Origin of the sequence: Microcystis sp. M015S2, assembly GCF_020245945.1 — a bacterium.
In the GTDB taxonomy this organism is placed as follows: Bacteria; Cyanobacteriota; Cyanobacteriia; order Cyanobacteriales; family Microcystaceae; genus Microcystis.
This window is the reverse complement of sequence record NZ_JADBTX010000007.1, coordinates 1-22,081: the sequence shown is the minus strand read 5'-3', so window position 1 is coordinate 22,081 and position 22,081 is coordinate 1. Positions and strand designations below refer to the sequence as shown.

Genomic DNA, 22,081 nt, shown 5'->3' with positions numbered 1-22,081 from the left:
AAAAAGTCACCTGTTGTTTATTTTAAGCTCGATCGCCGATCGCTGTTAATTCCCGACTGGCAAAAATAGCTTCGTAGTGGCGATAATGTTTAAATTCGAGGAGATTATAGAAAGGATCCTCCAGGAAAAAGGTTTTATGTTCGGTTATCTCCCCAGTAAAGCGAGTTTTTGGTTCGAGATAAAATTTTAGTTGATTGACTCGTGCTTTTTCGAGAAGATTGTCCCAATCGCTGGCATCCGGCAGAATTAGACCAAAATGGCGAGGATAAATGCTATTTTGGGGAGTAAGAGGCATTTCGGTGACGTGAGCGACTACCTGATGACCGGAGAAATTTAAGATTATCGCTTTCTCGGTTTCCCTTCCTGCTAAACAACCTAAACCATCACAGTAAAAGCTTTTAGCGGTGGACACATCGGTGATCGGAATAGCGAGATGAAAAATTGCAGGTTGATTCATGGCGATCGAGTTTATCCGCGCTCTACTAGGTTCCATTGTAGCGATCGAGGGGCAACTGTTACAGGAATTTTTTCTTGAAATTGGCCATTACCTAGGATTGGCCGAATAAATCTCAAGACATCAAAAAGTGCTGGCCTTTGCAGTAATCGGGTGGGGAAATTTTAGGCACTTTTTCCCTGAAAATTAGGTAATTGACCACCTCAAAATCGGTAAAACCCCACACCCCACACCCTACCTAAAGACTTTGTGCGATTCTAAAACCAGCGTGTTGATAAAAATTCCGGCGAAACCAATTGCGATAGTAGGGTAGGATTTCTGTACCGTTAGTCACCCAAGCTCCTCCTAACATCATTTTATGTTGACTATTAAAAAAAGGAGTGGAATTGTCAGCATAGAGGTAATGGGGTTGAAAGTCAGTTAAGGGATTAAAATCATCTTCTAGCCATTCCCAGACGTTACCGCGTAAATCATAAATTTCTGATTTATTACCAGCATTTTTTAACATTCCCACGGGAGTGGGAGAACAGAATTTTAAATTGAGGTTATAGTCATCAAAGTTATCGTTTTCTAGGGTATAACATCGATTTTTTTGACTGCCATAGGTGACTAAATTCCACTCAGCTTCCGTCATTAAACGTATTCCTTGACCTTGAAAACAACAGTAGGCGATCGCTTCATAATAGTTAACTTCTACTGGCCAATCAAGAGGTAAATCGAGAGCATCAAACATGGCTCGATATTGATAATTTCCTCCCTCATCTACCAGCCAAAATTTAGGATATTTGACTCGATAATGATTTTTCCATTGCCAAGCTTCCTCATCCCAATAACTGGGATTTTCGTAGCCACCATTATCGACAAATTCTTTAAATTCTCCGTTGGTAATCATATATTTACTCACCAGAAAATTGTTAACTTGAACTTGCCGATAACCATACTCGTTGTCCCAACCATAAACAGGAGAATCCTGGGGTTTACCAATTTCTACTATTCCCCCAGAAACCTCTACCATTTGATTAGGATAAGCTTGACCAAAAGAAGGGGCATAATGCCAACCGGAAGGACGTTGCAGACAATCTAAGGGCAGTTGTCTGAGTAACATTGAAGATGTTTCAAAGTGAACACGCTGATGCTCAATTCCCATCATTAATGACCAGAGAGAATGCTGCGGATGAATAGGAAGATTAAGGGGTACATTTTTAATTATTTCGACCACAATTTCATAGACTTGTTGACGATATTCCCAAACCTTCGCCACCCCGGGCCACTGAATATGGGCGATAGCGGAGTTTAATTCTGCGGGAGTTGCTGGATCTACTCCCACTCCAAACAATAATTCGTAGTCAGGATTAGGGCTTTTTTTTAATAGGTTAACCAGCTGCAATTTATTAAGATAAAAAGCGGCAGCATGACCTAAATAAAAAATGAGGGGATTTCTTAAATCATCAGGGTTACAATAAAAAGCTTCTTCTTTGATGATGCTTTTTAACAGCAGATCTTCTAATTGCCAAGCATTTTCAAAATAGTCCAGTATATTTTCTCGACTACAGTTACTTAGAGAGATAGGAGCCTGTGCTTGAATCTTTTCCATGTTTTTGTGCCTCTATTACTGATGATAATTTTTTCGTTAATTACAGGGATAACTGACAGAGAATTAACCCAAATAAATTTTCAGGATCGGTGAAAACATTGAGCGGTTTTAATCCCTTTGACTCTAGGTCTTTTTGCATAGTTTCTAGGTTGAATTTACGCGAAATTTCCGTTAAAATACTTTCCGACGCTTGAAAATTAACTGTTAAGTCGAGTTTTTTGAGATGAACCTGGTGAGTTTTTTGACAAATTAAATACATTTCAATTTGGGATTTATCTTGATTATAGATAGCTTGATGACTAAATAAATCAAGGTTAAAATCAGCTTGAAAACGCCAATTTAAATGGGAAAGCATATTTAAATTAAAAGCGGCCGTCACCCCTTGAGCATCATTATAAGCTGCTTCTAAAATTGCCACCGGTTTTTGCAGATCAATCCCTAATAAAAAATAATCTCCAGCTTTTAGGACAGTGGCAATTTTTTCTAAGAATTTATCACATTCAGCCGCAGAAAAATTACCGATAGAACTTCCCAAGAAAAAAATCATTCTGGTATTATCGGAAGCATTTTGATAATAAGCTAAGGCCTGTTCATAGGTTCCAATTAACCCCTGAATGGGTAAATTAGGATATTCTTTTTGTAATTCTATGGCACTAGCTTTGAGAATAGTTTCACTAACATCGATAGGTACATATTTAGAGGATTTTTGCTGTTGATAATAAGCGTCCAATAACAGACGAGTTTTAGTGGAACTACCACTGCCTAATTCTATCAATTCGCAGGATCCTGTATAGGCGACAATTTCTTGGGCATATTCTTGGAGAATAGCCGCTTCTGTCCTAGTGGGATAGTATTCTGGCAATTGACAGATTTCTTCAAAAAGTTGGGAACCTTGCCGATCATAAAAATATTTAGATGGTAAACTTTTGGGGTTTTTAGTTAATCCTTCAATCACATCTTTGCCATCATCTTTAACTATATTTTGTCCCGTAGCAGCGGTGGCTAAATACTCAATTTGTAACAGTTCTTGGTTAGATTGTTTAAGTTGCATAGATTCTCCAGATTATTCTCCAGTTTTTTGATTGTTCTCGATCGATACCGAGGATGAAATCCACTTTGACAGCTTGAATGCTGGCAGGGATTATCGTTCCCTGGTAATCTTACCACTAAAATGCCGCAAAATTTCTCTCTTGTCTAGATAGACAAAGTTTCTGGATACTCAATAAAAGCTGTTAAATTGATCGCCAGTAAGCTGATGCTATTCAAGTAAAATTACTGGTTTAATTAATCAGTAAAGACTGCATTTCCTCTAAAGTAAGATTTTCTTGAATATAGCGAGGATTAAGGGGATGATAGGGACTAGCAAGACGATCTATCTTAATAATTGTCGCGATTTCAGGAATGAGCGGAATATCGGGATCGTAGGGGGTGCTGCGGGTAAGGGAACTAGAAAAACCCTTAAAAATAGAGATTTCTTCTTCCTCCCCATCCACAGCAATAGTCACCAATAAAACCTCCTGGGGATTTTTGAGGGTGTATTGTTCGAGTTGTTGACCAATATTCATAGAAAAATGGCTAATCATCGATAGCTAAAAACTTACTGTTGTAAAGCTGAACGTCCCTGTTTGCCAAGGCGAATAAGAAGAAAATGGGCAAAATAGAGAGTATAAAAAGAGAGACCAACTAAACCAAAAAAGCCCAAAACATTAGCAGTAGCTTCTGAATGAAAAATCTCGCGAAACTGCCAGGGTGCTTCCTGCCAAACCTGACAATAGGGAGAATTTAGCAATTCCCCTGACATAGCACAGGAAAGAAAAGGTAAGGTAGAAATTGCACCCAAAGGAGAATAGATAGTTACTGCCCAACGCCAAGCAGTAGTGACAAATTTAATCGGACTAGCGGGTAAATCTTTAATTTCATCGTTAATATCCACCCAAAACCAGAGAGAAATCGGGATTAAAATCTTAGCTAAAAAACTGGTGACAAAACCAATCGGCCAGGAAGCAATCATTAAATATACGGTAATTAACAAAAGACTAGCCACTCGCCAATAGATAATCAACAATTTTTGTAATGATTCGATTTTTGCAAATAAAGACCAAATTAACAAAATTACCGGAATAATCACCGTAAATAGGACGGCTAAACGATAATCTATCCAAACGAGAGGACGAAACCAAAGTTGATTCATAAACTATTTAGACATAATTACACTGTCACCATTTTACTGTCTTCCGGTGCGGGAGCCAAAATCGGCCACAGCTTGACCAACAAACAAAAAAACGAGGGGCGATCTCTTTATAGCTGAGATCGCCCTAAAGCTAGGATTCTACTGTGAGGAGAGAAAAAACCGCTGCCCGACTCCATTAATCGTCATAAACGCGACACTCGGCGGCATCGGGATTATCATCACAATACTTTTCGAAGTAGGTTTTTTGGGGGTGGTCTTGACGTTGGTGAGCTGCTTCTGCTTGTAATTCTTCCACCGCATCCCAAGCGGCGGCGCATTCGCCAGAGGTGGCACCTTCCGTACTACAGACGGTTCTGGCGTTTTCTAGCTCTTCTTGAATTTTATCTTGGATATTGCTCATGATTCCTCTGGAATTGATCTATTGACACTCTAACAATTATACAGCCACGTTCTCAAACCACAGGATCGGTTATCCCACTCGATCGCCCTTCCTGTGCTATTGAGCCGATCCTAGCGCAGGGGAATTTAAGATCAAGATTTCCTGACTAGGCCAATTTTTAGCCCAGATTTCGCACTGGAGAAACGCCACAGGGATTTCTCCCCAGGATAGACAGCGAGCAGAAGCATATATCGACTTATTTAGGGTTTGCTGAATAAATCTAAAAACCTTGTTGGGTAAAACTTTTAGACTTTTTGTCAATCAAAAAGTACCAGGTATGGGAGTGATCAGGGGGAAAATTCCGGGACTTTTTCCCTAAAAATTAGGTAATTGGCCACCTCAAAACCGGTAAAACCCCACACCCCACACCCCACACCCCACACCCTGCCCCCACCGAAAAACTTTTTCAGCAGACCCTATTTAGGCCGTCTTACCAGTCTCGATGCTCCCTTAGACAGGGTGGCGCAGATCGAATAAGTTATTCTAGGGACTAGGGGAAAAAGACTGTTTTGCTGGCAATAGTCAGCATTCCTGTCACCAAAATGTAACTTTGGCATCTAAGGCCTTAATATCCCCTTTAATTTCTCCTAAACTGTTTTCGATCGCCTTCTGTCCATTTTCTAGGTTTGTCAGTCGGGACTCGATCGCTGTCAGTCGGGATTCGATCGCTTTCTGTCCGCTAACGATTAAATCTTCTAACCTTTTCAGATCATTCTCGGTAACTGCTGTCATCAGTGACAATCCTCTTAAAGTTGAATTTTTCCCAGTCTCCTATCAATACTCTATCAATATTTTCTCGGTCGAGCATTTCTACTCTAGAATAAAAGATATTGCAATCCCTGTTAGGGAATTTATTAGAAACTTGAGGTATGTAAATGTGACATAATCACAGTTTCGCATTTAACCTTCATAAGATGGAATATGAATATCATTGACGCTTTAAATCTCAAAAACCCCCAAGATTACCCTTCTAGAGAAGCTTATCAGCAAGACGTTGTCAAAGCGGTACAGGTATTGATGCGTCTAGGTATTATGGATAGTCCCTCGGCCGATTTAACCGCTTCCCTAGACTCTATCCTTGAGAAATTACAAGAGGATGAACTGACTATCTACGGTAGAAAACGCAGTAAACAGGAAATTATCGCCGATTTAAAGCAAGTTAATAGTGAAATTGCCGAACTCGATCGAGAAATAGCCGACTTAGAATGGCAAATTGCGCTCAAAAAAGCTGAAATAGCCGTTAATGAAGCATCTTAGGGTTTTTTATCTTGATTCTGGTTCGTTTTCTCCAAACTGAGCGCAATAATCATCCGCACTAATAAACTTCATCGTGAGTCCCAATTGACTCCAAAAGAATTGCCTGTTTCTGCTCATATTCAACGAATTTAAAGACAATTCTTAAATCATAGCCCACACTACAAGCATAAGAGTCTTTAAGCTCCCCTTTTAATTTGTGTGTTCTTAATCGAGGTTGAAATGGATCTACGGATAATAAAGCTAAAGTTTCTTGGATATTTTGAGCTAAAAAAGCCTGTTTTTTCACAATTTTTCGAGCATTTCTAATAAATATATTGGAGCGTAATAAAACAAAATTCACGAAAGAATTTCCTCCATGATTTGTTCAGGTGTCAGGGGTTGACATTGACCTTGTGCAAATTCTTGTTGAGCTTCTTGAACATCTCTAAACAACTCTGTTCTTTTTTGATCTCGAAGACGATTCTGTAAAATATGAATGAGATTTTCTTGATCTTCAAGGGGAAGTTGCTCGGCTGCTTCTAAAATCTCTGCAAAGGTTGTTTGTATTGCCATTTTCTTAAGGGGCGATCGATTAAACTATCTAGAATTTACAATCAAGGCTAAAAATGATGTTGGGTTTCGTTCCGAGTACCCCACCTAAGAGATTGGTGATCGCACTAAGTTAAATTAGGTCGAGGTCTATTGGATTGATTGCTCAACTTCAACAATATCAAAATCTGGAGCCACATAATAATTTATGTATCCAGGCTTAACATCAAACCAAACAGATAAAGTTAAAATTTGTTTCCCATTGGGAGAAATAAAGGGAGCACTACATAATCTGTTTCCACAAATAATTTCTGGCCAACCTGGTACATAATCTGGAACAACACTTGGTTTTGGCTTCCAACCTAAATTGAGGATTTCTTGACGATATTCACCATAGGGAGATAAACCCTTAGTGGGAACTAGCTGTGCCTTAACCGCCTCTCCCCACAAGAAAACCCCAAAAAATAATATCCCGATATTTAACTTGATACTCATTATCCTTATTCAGCGAGAGTTACCGCATAACCATTTATTATATCGACATTTTTTGTCTAGTCAACCCAGAGAACAAAAAAAACAGAAACTTGACCTATATTCACTGGGTAGAGAATTTTATCTAGAAACATTCCCGACATTTCCGAGAATGGCCAAGGGTTACTGATTTTTTTCTTAACCACAAAGAGACAAAGGACACAAAGAGAGGGAGTAAGGGATTTCCACCACTCTAAGAGCGCCAAGAGAGCCGAATCATCTAAGGACTAATATGAATTTGACTGAGAATATAACGCAAGCGATCATAATCATCTTTAAGTAAAACACTTAACTGTCTGCCCACATTCACTAACCATTGTCGATCGGCTTGACGCAATTGATACATCTGACGGATAGAAGCAGCTGCCAAAGCTTCCACGGGAGTATTCTTGACCTGTAATAAAATTCGTAAAAAGTCTAATTGTTCACTAAAATAAACCACTTCTAACGACTCACATTGATAAACGGCCTGATGAATTTGTGGAGGACGGGGAGGAATATATTGATAGATATAACCTCGCCCGGCACCATTGCCATTAAATTGTCCGGGTAAGGTTTCAAAACCGACAATAGTTGCCCGAAATTCCGTTTTTAACATAGCGAAAATCTGCGGCTGTTGTTCCCGCAATTCAGCCAAAGATAACCCCAAAGCTCTAGCGCGATGTACCGAATCGATGGGTGCAGTGGTGGCAAAGGTGACAATCCCAAAAATTTTATTACCCGTTTCTTCATCGTAGGCTTTTACCCAACTACCAAAAGCGGGCATAAAAGGAAAGTTTAACTCCTCTGGTTCCAAACATTGCGCTAAAAACTCGGTCGTCGTCGTCTCGATAACTTCGGCGATATGATCGGGATGGCGGTTATCCGTGGCCAATTGCGGTAAGGGTGGACGCATGGTTATTTTTTGCCTTTAGCCGGGGCAATAATTACTTCTTCTAATTCCGAGAGATTAAAGGTGACTAACTTATCCCAGTTACCCCCCTCAAAAAGAACGGCCACTTTCCCATCGCTTAAACGCTGGGCTAAACCTTCAAATTTATAGTAGGTATCATCGGGATTGGTGACTCGAACGGTACTACCTGGCAAAATCATAGGATTGACGACGAAATTATAATTACTGTCTCTTAGCTTATCAAAAATTAGTTATCAGGGGGTCGGTCGTCGATACCAAACTAGGCTACACTCTATAGGAGAAACCCGATGAATAACTTGATTATTTCGGAAAAATATGGCTAAAAAGCTCGATTTTGTTATTCCCGCCATCGGTGGAGTCACAGGAGCCAATTTATCTGCTTGTCTGGGAAATATCGGCTTAGTCGGCGGATTTGGCGGTATAAGCGTCGGTTTAGTGGGAATGACGGGGATTGGCATCCTGACAAGTTCGGCAATTTATGCCAGTCTGCAAGGACTAGAAACAAACGATCACAATGTCGGGTTAGCTTTGGGAATAGGAAGCCTTGGCGGAATCGGTATCTACTCTACCTTTGGGGGTGTGGGAGTCGCGGTTAAAGGTACAGCTTTCGCTGTTGGTGCCGGTTCTATGGCGATCGCTGGCGGCCTAGTCGGGTTAGGAATCTACGGAGTGATGAAAATGTTATCCCCCACCTACTCCAACAATAATTTTTATGGCAATCTAGAATTTTTTGATCGCATTACTAGAGAGTACGAAGAAGCTTTATTTTGGCAAGAAGTTACGCGAAAATATAAAAATCTAGAGGCAGAACTACAGGGACTTTTAGAAGAAGTATCTGTTCAGGAAAATCAACAGTTAGATTCTACAGAAGTTACTATTCCAGAGCGTTTATCTTGGCAGTGTTTCCAAACTCTTAAAGGTCATCAGAAAAATATTGGGGCGCTCGATATTAGCCCTGATGGTAAAATTATCGCTAGTGCGGGAGAAGATCAAACCATAAAACTTTGGCAGCGAGAAACGGGTAAATTAATTTATTCCTTTGTGGGAGTTAATGAACCGATCCAAACTCTGGCGATAAGTCCTAACGGTAAATCGATTATTGCTGGTGGATTGGATGGCAGAATTAGTCAGTGGCAATTAGACACTAAGCAGTATAAAAGTAGTTTTTTCGCTCGTGTGAATGCTCCCGATAGCCACGATGGTGTAATTTTACAATTAGCTTTTGCTGCCAATGAAAGATTTATTGTTAGTGCTAGTAACGACAAAACTCTGCGAATCTGGGGTTATTATACAGGAGAATTAAAGCGAACTTTAATCGGTCATGAGGAGGCAGTTAATACCTGTGCTATTAGTCCCGATAGCCAAATTATTGCTAGTGGTAGTGATGATAAAACTATTAAATTATGGCGATTTGATCATAGTTATGCTTATCAAACTTTTATCGGTGACAGGGCAGCCGTTAACAGTTTAGCTTTTAGTAATGATGGTCAATATCTAATTAGTGGCGGTAGTGATAAAACGATTAAAATCTGGGATATAAAGACAGGAGAAATTATTAAAAGTTGGCAGGCACACGAGCAGGCAATTATTAGTATTGCTATTAATCCTCATCGCCATCTAATTGCTAGTGCTTCCCGAACAGAAATTAAAATTTGGCAAGGACAAACAGGAGAATTAATTAAAGTTTTACGGGGAACTGCTCCCTTAAAATTTAGTCCTGACGGTCAATTTTTAATTACAGGTAGTTATGGACATAAGGTAAAAATATGGTCAGAAATGTTAGGAGAATTAGAAATATTGCCCTCCGATTCCGAGGACTGGTGGGAGGTTTTAGAAATTTCTAAGAATGCCAGTTTTTCAGAAGTTAAACAAAGATATTATCAGCTTGCTCGTCAGTATCACCCCGATCACAATTCCTCCGCCATGGCAATTAAAATTATGCAAAAAATTAATCGAGCTTACGAGCGGTTTTTATTTTCTATCTCGCAACAGTAAAATTGTGAGCGTAGGTTCAAGTATTTAACTATCTTTCGATTCTCCCTTAATCCCCCCTTAATCCCCCCTTGATAAGGGGGGTGCCGATAGACGGGGGGATCTCCCTTGATAAGGGGGGTATCTGATAATTTTTAACGACTACCTACTTATCTCACCATTAAGATAAATGCTATAATTATTCAATTCAAGAGCCAAAAGTAAAACCATAAATATAGAGAGCTTACTAACAAGATCTCTATAAAGTTTAGGTCTTCTACCACTTATCTTCCAGACTAGGATCTGTTAGCAGTATTCAAGCTACCCACTTGAATATTCAGATTAATTTTTTGTCCTTCTCGGCTAATTTCTACGGGTAAATTATCGCCGATTTGAGTATTAGCCACAATTTCCTGAACCGCATCGGGATCGGTGACATTCTTACCACCTACAGACTTTAACACATCACCCGATCGCAATCCTGCTGCTGCGGCAGGAGAATCTCTCATCACCCGCACCAACAAGACACCAGAATCATCGGGGATAGTCCAATTATCAGCCATGGGACTATCGGCTAATTGTTCTTTTACCTCTGGAGTTAACTGCACCATTTGAACACCGAGATAGGGATGTTCCACCTTACCCGTGGCGATTAATTGTTCAGCGATTCTTTGGGCAGTTTTAATCGGAATAGCAAAACCTAAACCCTGGGCATTTTGAATGATAGCGGTGTTAACTCCGATGACTTCTCCCCGAGCATTTAACAAAGGTCCGCCAGAATTTCCGGGGTTAATTGCCGCATCAGTTTGCAGGAAATCCACCCGTTTATCACTAGCACCAATTTGGGAGCCATTGCGTTCCTTGGCGCTAATAATCCCCGTGGTGACAGTGTTATCTAATCCCAAAGGATTACCGATAGCGATCGCCCATTCTCCCACTTGTAAACTATCAGAATTACCTAATTTAACCGTGGGTAAATTGCTCGTTTCTACCTGTACCACTGCCACATCAGTTAAAGGATCACTACCTAAAACTTTACCATCGATAGTGCGACCATCTTTGAGGGTAACAGTCACCTTATCTGCTCCCTCGACAACGTGAGCATTGGTGATAATTTTACCGTCATTACTGATAATAAACCCCGAACCTGTACCCCTTTGAACTTGTTTTTCTCCTCGCTCTGGTATTTGAGAACCGAAGAAGCGACGGAAAACAGGATCGTTAGCAAATTCCGAAAAATCACCGCCTCCATTGACTTCCCTAGAAGCATTAATTCTTACCACCGCCGGCCCCACTTCTTGCACCACAGAAGCGACAAAATTGGTAGGAATAACCAGAGACGAGGGAGCGGATGCGGCTGCTGTGGAGGGGCGAGGATTATTGGCAGCGGGGGCAATATTTTGGGCTAATTCTAGAGGATTTTGGCTGTAGGCGTAGGTGGCACCGATACCTAACCCGGCACCCAAAACCAGTAAGGAGGAATAGGCAAAAAGTTTTTTCATTGCAGAAGATTTGGAGCGTTTGGGATTACCTTCGTTGCTCGGGGAAATATTATCGTTAAAAATATTGCGAGTCATAGTTTTTACTGTTTAACCATTTTGAGAAGGGAATAAAAGTCAGTCCTAATAATCGTGGGTGTGAGAGGAGTGTTTCGGAAAACGGCTGAGGACTGACTATCTCTAATTTAGGCAGGGGATATGAACTTACTGTGACGCAGACATGAACTTTTGATTGCAAGCTCATTGTTTTATAGTTTTTGACAGCTATAAGCATTAATACGCATGGCACAAGTGAGATGCTCCTCAGCAGAATAGAGTCACTACTAGGGGGCAATTTAGTTTTTGGGTTGCATTAATTAACCTAATCTAGGGAAGATAACAATAGAAAAAACGGAATTATGAGGATAGTTTTATGTTTTGTTAGCCTTTGGAATGCAGGAGAAAACGCAATAACCAACCGCTTGCTAAACCACTTAAATTTGTAACAGCAAGAATCAGAAAAATATTGAAATGACTAAAGTTTTTCTTATCTAAATTGATTGTAGTATAAACCTGAATAGATAATATTACTATGATCATTATTCCCATTACAACAAAATTGTCACGAAATATAAGACTGAGAGTAATACAACCTATCAATCCAGGAAAAACAAAGGACAAGAGAGTATGAAACCAAGCCGTATCTTTCCAGGGATCAAAAATTGAAGTTTTCTCTGAGAGCCAAAACACAGCCCTAGCTACAGCTCCAGCCACAACCCCAGTCGCAACCCAAGCCACAACCACACCCTCAGACCCATACCCAGCTAGAGTGCTAGCCCACAACAGAGCCAGAGCTCCAGCCCAAGCCAGAGCCAGAGCCACAGCCCAAGCCCAAGCCCCAGCACCAGCCACAGCCCAAGCCAGAGCCCCAGCCCAAGCCACAGCCACAGCCACAACTTGCCATCGTGCTGAACTGGCAGCTAAACCGTAACCAAATAGACCATAAACAAGAAACACACCGATTAACCAATCCCAGGGAAGAGCTTGGAGTTTTTTCTGAAGAGAATTTTCAGAAGGTTTTGGGTTAACAGGGGCTTTTGTTTCAGCCCTTTTTGGTTCGTTCCTTGCCTGTGGGGGATTAACTTTTTCTTGACGATATTTCTTTTCTACAGGAGGCGGTGGTAATTCCAATTGTTGAAGCCAATCGGACATGGACTGAGGGCGGTTTTCTTTTTCTAAAGCCATGCCCAGAGTAATGGCTGTGTTAAGATGATCACTTAAATTAGGATTAATTTCTTTCGGTGATGTTAAGGGACGATTATCTAAACGGCGTTCCATTGAAGGAGTCGGTTTTTGACCAGTTACCGCATAATAAAAACTGGCGGCTAGGGCGTAAATATCCACGCTCGGCTGACGATTGGCCTTGCTACCTCCATAAATTTGTTCATAGGGGGCAAAACTGGGATTTGCGGCATAATCCGTCGAACTACTACCAGCCGGAATAATCTCTTTAGCAATGCCAAAATCAATCAAGATAGCATTCCCATTGGGTTGAATCATAATATTGCCAGGGTGAGCGTCTCGGTGTACCATTCCTGCTTGATGAACTGCCTCTAATGCGCTGCCAATTTGCCGAATATATTTTAAACATTCCGCTTCCGATAATTTTCCTTGAGTTTTCACCCTTTCCATCAAAGTTTGACCCTGAATAAAATCCATCACCAAACAGGGAACTTGACCTTCAGTAAAAAAATCGGAAATACGGACGATATGGGCATGGGGAGTCTGGGAAAATTTGGCTAACTTGCGTCCTTCCGCCTCAAATTGTCTAACATAATCCTCGTATTCCGTATCTCTTTTTTGCAAAATATGAGGAGTTTTGATCACCACTTCCAGGGTGAGTTGGCGATGACGTGCTTTATAGGTCAGGCCAAAACCTCCCCGTCCCAAGACCTCAAGGATCTCGTACTTGCCATTGTGGAGGAGTTGTCCCGCTTGCCAAACCATAGAATTTTGCAATAGTTATTTTTATCATACCAAAAAATCTGCTTTTGTCTCAAAATTGGCTTATGTTTTGGTATTTGAGTTTGTAGGGGCGAAGCATTCGGATAAAAAATTTACGGTTTCAGCGATAGGTTATTGCCCAAATGCTTCGCCCTTACGGGAGTTTGGTGGTGCTTAAGTTTACACCAATGGCACGTCTTGCATCCCATTGTGGTTAGTGAGTTTATCGAACTGCAATCGCCTTTGATCCCCCCTTAATCCCACCTTGATCCCCCCTTAATCCCCCCTTGATACCCCCTTGATAAGGGGGGTTTGATCCCCCCTTGATCCCCCCTTGATAAGGGGGGTTTGATCCCCCCTTAATCCCCCCTTGATAAGGGGGGTTTGATCCCCCCTTGATCCCCCCTTGATAAGGGGGGTTTGATCCCCCTTGATCCCCCCTTGATAAGGGGGGTTTGATCCCCCCTTGATCCCCCCTTGATAAGGGGGGTTTGATCCCCCCTTGATCCCCCCTTGATAAGGGGGGCATTTGATAATTTTTAACGCCTACCTACTTAGGAGAAGATTGGGGAGAACCTGTCGGAGTTGGTTGAGGTGTAAACTTTTGCTTCATCAATTCTGGTACACCTAAAGCCGTTAATAAAGTAGCAATCGCCGCGACACCAGCCCACACTAATGTCCAATTAATAACAATGGGTTGAGATATTTTAAATTGTTCTTTTTTGGGAATAGACAAACCTAAATCCTTAAACCATGCTTGCACTGACTGAGGACGTTTATCTATGTCTAATTCCAATGCCCAAAGAATGGCTTTGTTGATATTAGGGCTGATTTCTGAATTGTAGGTTTTCGGCTCAATTAAAGGCTGATGATCAATTTTTCGAGTCATCGCATTCACTGGAATTTTACCCGTTAAAAGCTCGTATAACACGGCTCCTAAACTATAAATATCGGTAAAAGCTCCGCGTTTAGCATCACGAGAATAACACTCAATAGGCGCAAAACCTGAGGCTAATTCTTGGGTACGAGTTTTGGTTAATTCCTCATCAAAATCTAAGGCTAAACCGAAATCAATTAAGACCGCTTCTGGTTTACCAGTCCGAATCATAATGTTACCCGGTCGAATATCTCGATGCAGAAAACTGCGACTATGTACCACCATTAAAGCCTGTCCAATCTGCTCAATGTAGCGTAAGGCTTCTTTTTCTGGTAAAATTTTTGTTGAGCGCCGATCTAAGGTCGTCCCATCAATATATTCCATAACCATGCAGTTAGCTTTACCCTCTGAAAATAACTCTTTAACTCGCACGATATGAGGATGATCACAACCTTTTAATTTACTCGCTTCCTGCCAAAAAAGTTTCTGTAAACGCTCAGACTCCCACAATTTAAAACCCACATCCCTCGGCGTTTTGATCACCACTGAATCACCATTGCGATCGCTGGCTCGATAGGTAATGCCAAATCTTCCTTCACCCAATACTTCCTGAATCGTGTACTGGCCATCTTTAATTTTCTTGCCCAGATCCCAAACCATTAACTCCTAGCTCCTCTGCTCACAAACATTAATTAAACTTATTTTAATAGCGATGTCATTTTCCTAGAAGTATAACCTAATGTGGTGTTAACGACCGGCGACCGGCGACTGGCGACCCAATTAGATAAATTTGACCTAATCTTAGGTTTTATGGCTAGGATTATCTCTTGTCTTTTTTCTCCTCCTGTCTCCTCATCTAAGGGAAGATTTTTGATTTTTACAGGATTTCTATTAATCTTTCAGCAATTCTAGGCGATAACGATACAAAGCTACAGGACGATTCGGCGCTTGGAAATAATCAGGGGATTGGGGGGAAAGATAAATGGCTGTCACCTGATCGCCTAGAATTTTATTAGGAGATAATAACTGATAGGCGGTGGTGGTTTCCACCTCATTAAGATAAGTATTGGTTTCTCCCCGGAAAATTTGTTGAATAATTTCTGTGGCAATAAATTGATTTTGGCTAGGAGTTTCGCTATTTCTGGCAATTACGGTGGAAATTAGTTGATGAGCGCCGCGTAAAAAGGTAATCTGACGATTGGGATTATTAGGGTCAGTTTTTACCGATAATACCGATTGATTACCTAAGTAGGCGCGACTAATTGCTAAACCATTAAAGGATCGATCGGCCACAATTGATGGTTTACTGATAATAGTGGATAAAAAGGCAGCATTTATCGGTCTGGCCATCGCTTTCTCGATGAATCTCACCGGAAACTCGATCGATTGTTCCAGGTAACGACGATTACTTTCAAAACCTGGTGTGATAATCTGGGGAGCAAGAGGAGCGGTTAAATCGATTAGGGTACTGGTGACAGTCCAATTGCCTACCATCCAATCGGGATAAACTAAATCTCCACTGGCAAAACTAACCACTGGTTTAGTCATCCAGCGAGGATAATTAGTTAAGCGATCGCTTAAATTTCCCGCTATAGATAATTCTAAATGGTTACTACAGCCTAGAATTAATACTAACAAGAACAAAATTATCCTTTGCATGGGTAAAAATATTTTTTAAGTAATATTCTTTAATTATGAACGATTTTATCAACTCCCAAGCCTTTAATCTCGATTCGGCAGTAATTCCCATCGCACCGACCGGTTTTAAATCGGGTTTTATTGGCATTATTGGTCGTCCTAATGTGGGCAAATCTACCCTGATGAATCAATTAGTGGGACAAAAAATCGCCATTACTTCTCCCATCGCTCAAACTACCCGCAACCGTTTACGCGGCATTGTCACCGACGAGCGCTCCCAGATGATTTTTGTCGATACCCCCGGCATTCACAAACCCCATCACGAATTAGGCAAAGTTTTAGTTAAAAATGCCGAAAACGCCATAAATTCTGTAGATTTAGTTTTATTTGTTGTCGATAGTAGTAATTTTTTGGGCAATGGCGATCGCTATATTGCCGATTTACTGACTAAAAACCAAACTCCCACGATTTTAGGGCTAAATAAAGCCGATCAGCAACCGGAAGACCCGGAGCCTATCGACGATAGTTATCGCACCTTAGCGACGGAAAATAACTGGCCTCTGCTCAAGTTTTCGGCACTGGAGGGGACGGGAATCGCAGAACTGCAAAATCTGTTAATTGATTCCCTCGAAGTCGGTCCCTATTACTATCCCCCCGATTTAGTCACCGATCAACCGGAAAGGTTTATTATGGGCGAATTAATCCGCGAACAGATTTTACTGCAAACCCGTCAGGAAATTCCCCATTCTGTGGCGGTGGTGATTGAACGCGTCGAGGAAACTCCCGCTTTAACCAAGGTTTTTGCCGCCATCAATGTGGAACGAGCTTCCCAAAAAGGGATCGTCATCGGTAAAAATGGCAGTATGTTAAAAGCGATCGGCTCTTCCGCTCGATCGGCTATTCAAAAGTTAATCGCTGGGGAGGTATATTTAAAATTATTTGTGAAGGTAGAACCGAAATGGCGACAATCTCGCTCACTTTTAGCAGAATTTGGCTATCGCACCGAGGAGTGAAGGGAGCGGGGAATTATGAATTATGAATTATCAATTATCAATTATGAATTGGTGAGCGGGAAGAGGGAATTATGAATTATGAAGTGGGGAGAAAAAATAAAAATAATCTCCTGACTTCTGAAGACCGACTTCTGAAGACCGACTTCTGAAGACCGACTTCTGAAGACTGACGGCTGATAATTTTCACTTTTGTAGTAGAATGGAGAACCACTAATAACTGATTTCTGGAATAATGGCCGATATTACAAACCTAATCAAACAGGTACACCAAGAGGCAAAAAAAGAGGATTTTCCCATCGATACCCTGATTTACCAAGAGGCAAAAAAAGACCCCTTTGAACCAGTTTTGTATGCTGGGAATCTTGATAGTCAGTTATGCTTTTTTGGCCGGGATTTAGGACGAGATGAAGTGTACGCAGGACAACCTTTGATCGGGGCTGCCGGTAGAATGGTAAGAGAGGGATTTTTTCAAGCTTGGCAGGGGAGAAAATCCCATGATCGTCAAGAGCTATTATCGGTGTGCGATCGAATTTTCCTAACTAATACAGTTCCCTACAAACCCCCTGGTAATAAAGCTTATTCTGGGGAAGTGAAAGATCGTTTTCGTCCATTTATAGAAAAACTGCTCGTTTTTTATTGGCAAGGTGATCATATCATTCCCCTTGGCACGGAAGCTTTTAAATGGTTTGAACCCTACGGGAAACCCAAAGAAGTGGATAAATTCTATCTTGATAAAGAACGCTTTACCAAAAAACTGCTAGTTACCCTTACCGCTACCGATGAAGATGGATTAAAACAGCAAAAGAAAGTGACTTTATTGCCTCTCCCCCATCCCTCTCCTCTCAATCAAAGATACTATGCTCTTTTTCCTGATTTATTACAAAAAAGATTAACTGAATTTGCCTTTTAACCGATGAGAATTTACGGCAATCGTCCCATAAAAACCCTAGCAGGACAATTAACCCGTCCGACGACAGCAAGGGTGCGAGAAGCTTTATTTAATATCTGGCAACAGAAATTATCCGGCTGTCGTTGGTTGGATCTTTGTGCGGGTAATGGTTCCATGGGTGCGGAAGCTTTATGTCGAGGTGCGAGTCTAGTAATCGGAATTGAACAATCAGGACGCGCTGGCGAAATTATCAAGGAAAATTGGCGCAATTTAGCAACTTCTCCCCAGCAATTTCAAGTAATTCGGGGGGATGTGGTGACAAAGTTAGCCACTTTAGCGGGGAAAAGTTTTGATTTAATTTATTTTGATCCTCCCTACGAAAGCGGTTTATATTTACCGGTACTAACTGCCATCTCTCAATATAATTTATTAGATTCTCTGGGGGAAATTGCCGTGGAACACAATCCCAAATCTTGGCAAGCAATTAATCTAGAAGGTTTAACCATTTGTCGTCAGAAACGCTACGGCAATACCACCTTAACTTTTTATCAAAAAGCAGTTATCTCCTGACCACTGACTTGAAAGAGGGTGTAGGGTGTGGGGTGTGGGGTGTGGGGAGAATAAATAAAAGCAATCTTCTAACTCCTGACGACCGGCTCCTGACTCCTGCTGAAAATAGTCAATTTTATTTGACAGTCCAGAAAAAATTATTATTTCTCAACAAAATCACATAATTTGTCACTTTTCTTGACAATCATCCGGAGTAAAGCGAGAAACTTTCTGACAACCGCAGTTAATCGCCCCCTATTTAAGCTATTTAAAGAAACATCAGAGCTTATTTCGATAAAATTCGCAGTAAATAGGCTATAGCCTCCTAAAACACTTAAAATCCTTCTCCTAGTCCTTTTTTTGACCTAAAACTACCCCGAAGTTTCCTGACACGGCAGCTTAACCATCTCCCCTTAACCCTTGCTTCTCCCCAGATTATCCCCTAGTTTTTGTATAAATTTATACCCGACTATTTTTGTCGGGTATATTTGACACTAAGATTTTGCCAGTGATAGGATGCTTGTACATCAGTTGACGGCAAGACAGGAAAACAAATCATGACCCTAGCGACAAACATCGAGACTGGAAAATTCATCCCCACCTTTACCCGCTTGGTTTCTAAGGAAGGAGGGACTTCTTACCCCCTGAAAGCGCTGAATATCTGCGAAGAAACCTTTGCCCCCCTAGAAGTGGACTACGATTACGACCTCATCCGTCGCACCGTTACCAGAGAAAGCATTCAAGCAGGTCCCAATTCCATCTGGCGCTATCGTTCCTTTTTGCCGGTGGAAAGTGAAAATCCTATCGATGTGGGTACGGGCATGACTCCCCTAGTTAAATCCCACCGTTTAGCCCGGCGCTTGGGTCTAAAAAACCTCTACATTAAAAATGATGCCGTCAATATGCCCACTCTCAGCTTCAAAGATAGAGTGGTATCCGTCGCCCTTACCCGGGCCAAAGAATTAGGTTTTACCACCGTTTCCTGTGCTAGTACGGGAAATCTGGCCAATTCCACCGCCGCTATTGCCGCTCACGCCGGTTTAGACTGTTGTGTTTTCATTCCCTCCGATTTAGAAGCGGGTAAAATTCTCGGCACCCTAATCTATAATCCCACGGTAATGGCGGTTAAAGGCAATTACGATCAGGTTAACCGTCTCTGTTCAGAAGTGGGCAATACCTACGGTTGGGGTTTTGTTAACATCAATCTGCGTCCCTACTATTCCGAAGGTTCCAAAACCTTAGGCTTTGAAGTGGCTGAACAATTAGGCTGGAAACTCCCCGACCATATTGTCGCACCTTTAGCCAGTGGTTCCCTCTTTACCAAGATTTATAAAGGCTTCCAAGAATTCATTAAAGTCGGTTTGGTGGCAGATAAAGCAGTACGTTTTAGTGGCGCGCAAGCGGAGGGTTGTTCCCCCATTGCCCAAGCTTTCAAGGAAGGACGGGATTTTGTCGCCCCAGTTAAACCCAATACTATCGCCAAATCGATCGCTATTGGTAATCCCGCCGATGGTGTTTATGCCCTGGATATTGCGCGTAAAACCGGCGGTAATATTGAATCCGTTACCGATGCCGAAATTATCGAAGGTATTAAACTTTTGGCAGAAACGGAAGGCATTTTCACAGAAACCGCGGGCGGTACGACCATCGCTGTCTTGAAAAAATTAGTAGAAGCGGGTAAAATCGACCCCGAAGAAACCACGGTCGTTTATATTACCGGTAATGGTCTAAAAACCCAAGAAGCGGTACAGGGTTATATCGGTGAACCCCTGTTAATCGAACCGAAATTAGAAAGCTTTGAACGGGCCCTGGAACGTTCCCGCACCCTCGAACGCCTCGAATGGCAACAGGTTCTCGTCTAGAATTGATGTTCAGGGATGATGGGGCGATTATCCTCTTGCCCCATCTCCACAAGCAACTTAAATTCGCGCGCAGCTTACCGTCCTTTCCACTTTTTCCTTGATATCTATGGCTGTAAAAGTTCTCATTCCTACTCCCCTGCAAAAATTTACAGAAAATAAGGCTACCATCGAGTGTAGTGCTAGTAGTGTCGGTGATTTAATCGAATCCTTAGAAGCAAGTTTCCCCGGTATTAAAGCCCGCTTATGCGATGAAGAGGGCGCACCCCGGCGCTTTTTAAATTTCTACGTCAACAGTGAAGATATTCGCTTCCTCGATGGGACACAAACCCCCTTAAAAGATGGCGATGAAGTCAGTATCGTTCCTGCGGTAGCTGGAGGTTAACCTCCCCATAAGTTTGTTTTCCGTCAATTTTAATTAAACCCCTAGAAAGTGATGTTTTCTGGGGGCTTTTGTTCAGGTAAGTTTTAGTTAGGGTTGCCAGAAAAACCTAATCTTTGTGTCCTTTGTGCCTTTGTGGTTGTTCATTAGTTATATTCAATCGACACCCAACGCATCTTTTGCCTTTTAAGGTGACACATTTTATCCATTTTGGGTCCTCTGGACATCAGGTGAAAAATGTTCACAATGTTACATAATGGGCGCACGCGATGCACCCCTACAGCCGGCATGATATTAATTAATGGTAGGGACATAAGGCTTATGCCCTTTTTTCGGGAAGATAAGCTTATCACCTTAACTCCAATAGAACCGCAATTAAAACTATGCCTTTAAGTTGGAATGAAATAAAAAATCGCGCCATCGCTTTTCAAAAAGAGTGGGAAGGAGAGACTTCAGAAAAAGCAGAATCTCAGTCTTTTTGGAATGATTTTTTTAATGTCTTTGGCATTTCACGGCGTAGGGTAGCCAGTTTTGAGCAACCGATAAAAAAAGCAGATAATAAACAGGGTTTTATTGATTTACTCTGGAAAGGAACGATTTTAGTTGAGCATAAATCAAAGGGGAAAGATTTAGAAAAAGCCACACAACAGGCTAAGGATTATTTTCCCAATTTAAAGGAACATGATTTACCGCGTTATATTTTAGTCTCGGATTTTCAACGGTTTAAATTATATGATTTAGATTCGGGCAATCAATGGGAATTTGAATTAAGTAATTTTGTTGATAATGTTCATTTATTTGATTTTATTGCTGGTTACGAAAAGCGAGTTTATAAAGACGAAGATCCCGTCAATCTCCAAGCTGCCGAGTTAATGGGAAAACTTCATGATTGCCTGAAAGAAATTGGTTATATGGGGCATAATTTAGAAGTTTATCTAGTGCGTTTATTATTTTGTTTATTTGCCGATGATACGGGTATTTTTAATAAGGGGATTTTCTGGGAATATATCGATTTACATACCAAAGAAGATGGCAGTGATTTGGCGATGCACATTGATGCTATTTTTCAGGTTTTGAATACACCAGAAGAAAAAAGATTAAAAAATATCGATGAGAATTTCACTCAATTTCCCTACATAAATGGCAAGTTATTTGAGGAGTCGTTACCTTTAGCGGCTTTTGATAGCAAGATGCGAGTCATGTTATTAGAAGCTTGTGCTTTTGATTGGGGAAAAATTTCTCCTGCTATTTTTGGCTCTATGTTTCAAGCGGTAATGAATCCAAAAGAGCGACGCAATTTAGGGGCGCATTATACCTCCGAGAAGAACATTCAAAAGGTGATTAAACCATTATTTTTAGATGATTTACACAGGGAATTTGAGAAGATTAAAGGCAATCGCAATAAATTACTAGAATTTCAGAAAAAGATTGCTAATTTATATTTTCTTGATCCTGCCTGTGGTTGCGGCAACTTTTTAATTATTACCTATCGGGAGTTACGAGATTTAGAGATT

The 22,081-nt window shown here is 41.2% G+C and carries 23 protein-coding genes and 1 pseudogene; 8 read left to right on the top strand and 16 right to left on the bottom strand.

All coding sequences use genetic code 11. The features are described from left to right. Positions 1-22: 22 nt before the first annotated feature. The 7 genes and pseudogenes from IM473_RS01225 to IM473_RS01195 form a co-directional block, all read right to left on the bottom strand. Positions 23-457 (bottom strand): VOC family protein, encoded by a 435-nt coding sequence (locus tag IM473_RS01225; protein WP_012266905.1) that lies wholly within the window; start codon positions 455-457, stop codon positions 23-25. Positions 458-692: 235 nt separating this feature from the next. Next, a complete protein-coding gene (gene ovoA, locus IM473_RS01220; RefSeq protein ID WP_287659805.1) occupies positions 693-2,048 on the bottom strand; it encodes a 5-histidylcysteine sulfoxide synthase in 1,356 nt (451 codons plus the stop codon). 40 nt (positions 2,049-2,088) lie between these two features. After that, the gene (gene egtD / locus IM473_RS01215; protein WP_287659807.1) at positions 2,089-3,099 is read right to left on the bottom strand and encodes an L-histidine N(alpha)-methyltransferase; all 1,011 of its coding nucleotides are present in this window, start codon (positions 3,097-3,099) and stop codon (positions 2,089-2,091) included. Positions 3,100-3,328: 229 nt separating this feature from the next. Continuing rightward, positions 3,329-3,613: a DUF7734 family protein gene (locus tag IM473_RS01210; RefSeq protein WP_287659809.1), complete on the bottom strand. Its 285-nt coding sequence runs from the start codon at positions 3,611-3,613 to the stop codon at positions 3,329-3,331. Positions 3,614-3,645: 32 nt separating this feature from the next. After that, entirely contained in the window at positions 3,646-4,239 is a 594-nt protein-coding gene (locus tag IM473_RS01205) for a DUF3177 family protein (RefSeq protein ID WP_287659810.1), read from the bottom strand. Between the two features lie 175 nt (positions 4,240-4,414). Beyond that, positions 4,415-4,639, bottom strand: a complete 225-nt coding sequence (locus IM473_RS01200) for a Calvin cycle protein CP12 (protein ID WP_002792997.1) — start codon at positions 4,637-4,639, stop codon at positions 4,415-4,417. Positions 4,640-5,168: 529 nt separating this feature from the next. After that, a pseudogene (locus tag IM473_RS01195) lies at positions 5,169-5,410 on the bottom strand (hypothetical protein). A gap of 189 nt (positions 5,411-5,599) precedes the next feature. On the opposite strand from IM473_RS01195, the gene IM473_RS01190 reads away from it, so the two are divergent. After that, positions 5,600-5,935: a hypothetical protein gene (locus IM473_RS01190; protein ID WP_287659815.1), complete on the top strand. Its 336-nt coding sequence runs from the start codon at positions 5,600-5,602 to the stop codon at positions 5,933-5,935. A gap of 58 nt (positions 5,936-5,993) precedes the next feature. Here IM473_RS01190 and IM473_RS01185 read toward each other — a convergent pair whose 3' ends face one another. From IM473_RS01185 to IM473_RS01165, 5 genes are all read right to left on the bottom strand, one after another. Further along, complete coding sequence (locus tag IM473_RS01185) at positions 5,994-6,275, bottom strand: type II toxin-antitoxin system RelE/ParE family toxin (RefSeq protein WP_008207104.1); 282 nt, start codon at positions 6,273-6,275, stop codon at positions 5,994-5,996. Beyond that, entirely contained in the window at positions 6,272-6,487 is a 216-nt protein-coding gene (locus tag IM473_RS01180) for a hypothetical protein (RefSeq protein WP_002782275.1), read from the bottom strand. Before IM473_RS01180 ends, IM473_RS01185 begins: the two co-directional genes overlap by 4 nt. 126 nt (positions 6,488-6,613) lie before the next feature. After that, positions 6,614-6,958, bottom strand: coding sequence for a hypothetical protein (locus IM473_RS01175; protein ID WP_287659817.1), 345 nt, complete (start codon positions 6,956-6,958; stop codon positions 6,614-6,616). Between the two features lie 256 nt (positions 6,959-7,214). Then, positions 7,215-7,889: an HAS-barrel domain-containing protein gene (locus IM473_RS01170; protein WP_002759297.1), complete on the bottom strand. Its 675-nt coding sequence runs from the start codon at positions 7,887-7,889 to the stop codon at positions 7,215-7,217. 2 nt (positions 7,890-7,891) lie between these two features. Next, complete coding sequence (locus IM473_RS01165) at positions 7,892-8,086, bottom strand: NAD(P)H dehydrogenase subunit NdhS (protein WP_002759298.1); 195 nt, start codon at positions 8,084-8,086, stop codon at positions 7,892-7,894. Positions 8,087-8,222: 136 nt separating this feature from the next. Here IM473_RS01165 and IM473_RS01160 point away from each other — a divergent pair, with 136 nt between their 5' ends. Beyond that, positions 8,223-9,902, top strand: coding sequence for a WD40 domain-containing protein (locus IM473_RS01160; protein WP_287659818.1), 1,680 nt, complete (start codon positions 8,223-8,225; stop codon positions 9,900-9,902). Positions 9,903-10,174: 272 nt separating this feature from the next. Here IM473_RS01160 and IM473_RS01155 read toward each other — a convergent pair whose 3' ends face one another. The 4 genes from IM473_RS01155 to IM473_RS01140 all read right to left on the bottom strand — a co-directional run bounded on the left by IM473_RS01155 (position 10,175) and on the right by IM473_RS01140 (position 15,896). Further along, on the bottom strand, positions 10,175-11,455 hold the full coding sequence (locus IM473_RS01155; protein ID WP_287659819.1) for an HhoA/HhoB/HtrA family serine endopeptidase: 1,281 nt from the start codon (positions 11,453-11,455) through the stop codon (positions 10,175-10,177). A gap of 342 nt (positions 11,456-11,797) precedes the next feature. Then, entirely contained in the window at positions 11,798-13,363 is a 1,566-nt protein-coding gene (locus IM473_RS01150) for a serine/threonine protein kinase (RefSeq protein WP_287659821.1), read from the bottom strand. A 547-nt stretch (positions 13,364-13,910) separates the two neighbouring features. Continuing rightward, the gene (locus IM473_RS01145) at positions 13,911-14,897 is read right to left on the bottom strand and encodes a serine/threonine protein kinase (RefSeq protein ID WP_287659023.1); all 987 of its coding nucleotides are present in this window, start codon (positions 14,895-14,897) and stop codon (positions 13,911-13,913) included. Between the two features lie 231 nt (positions 14,898-15,128). Next, positions 15,129-15,896 (bottom strand): DUF6816 family protein, encoded by a 768-nt coding sequence (locus IM473_RS01140; RefSeq protein ID WP_287659021.1) that lies wholly within the window; start codon positions 15,894-15,896, stop codon positions 15,129-15,131. Between the two features lie 35 nt (positions 15,897-15,931). On the opposite strand from IM473_RS01140, the gene era reads away from it, so the two are divergent. The 6 genes from era to IM473_RS01110 form a co-directional block, all read left to right on the top strand. Continuing rightward, entirely contained in the window at positions 15,932-16,888 is a 957-nt protein-coding gene (gene era / locus IM473_RS01135) for a GTPase Era (RefSeq protein WP_287659020.1), read from the top strand. 232 nt (positions 16,889-17,120) lie between these two features. Beyond that, on the top strand, positions 17,121-17,798 hold the full coding sequence (locus tag IM473_RS01130; protein ID WP_287659019.1) for a uracil-DNA glycosylase family protein: 678 nt from the start codon (positions 17,121-17,123) through the stop codon (positions 17,796-17,798). A gap of 3 nt (positions 17,799-17,801) precedes the next feature. Beyond that, positions 17,802-18,347 carry a 16S rRNA (guanine(966)-N(2))-methyltransferase RsmD gene (rsmD, locus tag IM473_RS01125; protein WP_287659017.1) on the top strand — a complete coding sequence of 182 codons (546 nt, stop codon included), beginning with the start codon at positions 17,802-17,804 and terminating at the stop codon, positions 18,345-18,347. 536 nt (positions 18,348-18,883) lie between these two features. Beyond that, positions 18,884-20,188, top strand: coding sequence for a threonine synthase (thrC, locus tag IM473_RS01120; protein ID WP_287659016.1), 1,305 nt, complete (start codon positions 18,884-18,886; stop codon positions 20,186-20,188). A 106-nt stretch (positions 20,189-20,294) separates the two neighbouring features. Beyond that, positions 20,295-20,570, top strand: a complete 276-nt coding sequence (locus IM473_RS01115; protein ID WP_271948446.1) for a MoaD/ThiS family protein — start codon at positions 20,295-20,297, stop codon at positions 20,568-20,570. A gap of 380 nt (positions 20,571-20,950) precedes the next feature. After that, positions 20,951-22,081 (top strand): type IIL restriction-modification enzyme MmeI (locus IM473_RS01110; RefSeq protein ID WP_353845136.1); only part of this gene is annotated, 1,131 nt, incomplete at its 3' end.

Bases quoted from the DNA above. Each gene is read 5' to 3' on its own strand.
- IM473_RS01225 (WP_012266905.1), bottom strand. From the start codon at position 457: ATGAATCAACCTGCAATTTTTCATCTCGCTATTCCGATCACCGATGTG.
- ovoA (WP_287659805.1), bottom strand. From the start codon at position 2,048: ATGGAAAAGATTCAAGCACAGGCTCCTATCTCTCTAAGTAACTGTAGT.
- egtD (WP_287659807.1), bottom strand. From the start codon at position 3,099: ATGCAACTTAAACAATCTAACCAAGAACTGTTACAAATTGAGTATTTA.
- IM473_RS01210 (WP_287659809.1), bottom strand. From the start codon at position 3,613: ATGAATATTGGTCAACAACTCGAACAATACACCCTCAAAAATCCCCAG.
- IM473_RS01205 (WP_287659810.1), bottom strand. From the start codon at position 4,239: ATGAATCAACTTTGGTTTCGTCCTCTCGTTTGGATAGATTATCGTTTA.
- IM473_RS01200 (WP_002792997.1), bottom strand. From the start codon at position 4,639: ATGAGCAATATCCAAGATAAAATTCAAGAAGAGCTAGAAAACGCCAGA.
- IM473_RS01190 (WP_287659815.1), top strand. From the start codon at position 5,600: ATGAATATCATTGACGCTTTAAATCTCAAAAACCCCCAAGATTACCCT.
- IM473_RS01180 (WP_002782275.1), bottom strand. From the start codon at position 6,487: ATGGCAATACAAACAACCTTTGCAGAGATTTTAGAAGCAGCCGAGCAA.
- IM473_RS01175 (WP_287659817.1), bottom strand. From the start codon at position 6,958: ATGAGTATCAAGTTAAATATCGGGATATTATTTTTTGGGGTTTTCTTG.
- IM473_RS01170 (WP_002759297.1), bottom strand. From the start codon at position 7,889: ATGCGTCCACCCTTACCGCAATTGGCCACGGATAACCGCCATCCCGAT.
- IM473_RS01165 (WP_002759298.1), bottom strand. From the start codon at position 8,086: ATGATTTTGCCAGGTAGTACCGTTCGAGTCACCAATCCCGATGATACC.
- IM473_RS01160 (WP_287659818.1), top strand. From the start codon at position 8,223: ATGGCTAAAAAGCTCGATTTTGTTATTCCCGCCATCGGTGGAGTCACA.
- IM473_RS01155 (WP_287659819.1), bottom strand. From the start codon at position 11,455: ATGACTCGCAATATTTTTAACGATAATATTTCCCCGAGCAACGAAGGT.
- IM473_RS01150 (WP_287659821.1), bottom strand. From the start codon at position 13,363: ATGGTTTGGCAAGCGGGACAACTCCTCCACAATGGCAAGTACGAGATC.
- IM473_RS01145 (WP_287659023.1), bottom strand. From the start codon at position 14,897: ATGGTTTGGGATCTGGGCAAGAAAATTAAAGATGGCCAGTACACGATT.
- IM473_RS01140 (WP_287659021.1), bottom strand. From the start codon at position 15,896: ATGCAAAGGATAATTTTGTTCTTGTTAGTATTAATTCTAGGCTGTAGT.
- era (WP_287659020.1), top strand. From the start codon at position 15,932: ATGAACGATTTTATCAACTCCCAAGCCTTTAATCTCGATTCGGCAGTA.
- IM473_RS01130 (WP_287659019.1), top strand. From the start codon at position 17,121: ATGGCCGATATTACAAACCTAATCAAACAGGTACACCAAGAGGCAAAA.
- rsmD (WP_287659017.1), top strand. From the start codon at position 17,802: ATGAGAATTTACGGCAATCGTCCCATAAAAACCCTAGCAGGACAATTA.
- thrC (WP_287659016.1), top strand. From the start codon at position 18,884: ATGACCCTAGCGACAAACATCGAGACTGGAAAATTCATCCCCACCTTT.
- IM473_RS01115 (WP_271948446.1), top strand. From the start codon at position 20,295: ATGGCTGTAAAAGTTCTCATTCCTACTCCCCTGCAAAAATTTACAGAA.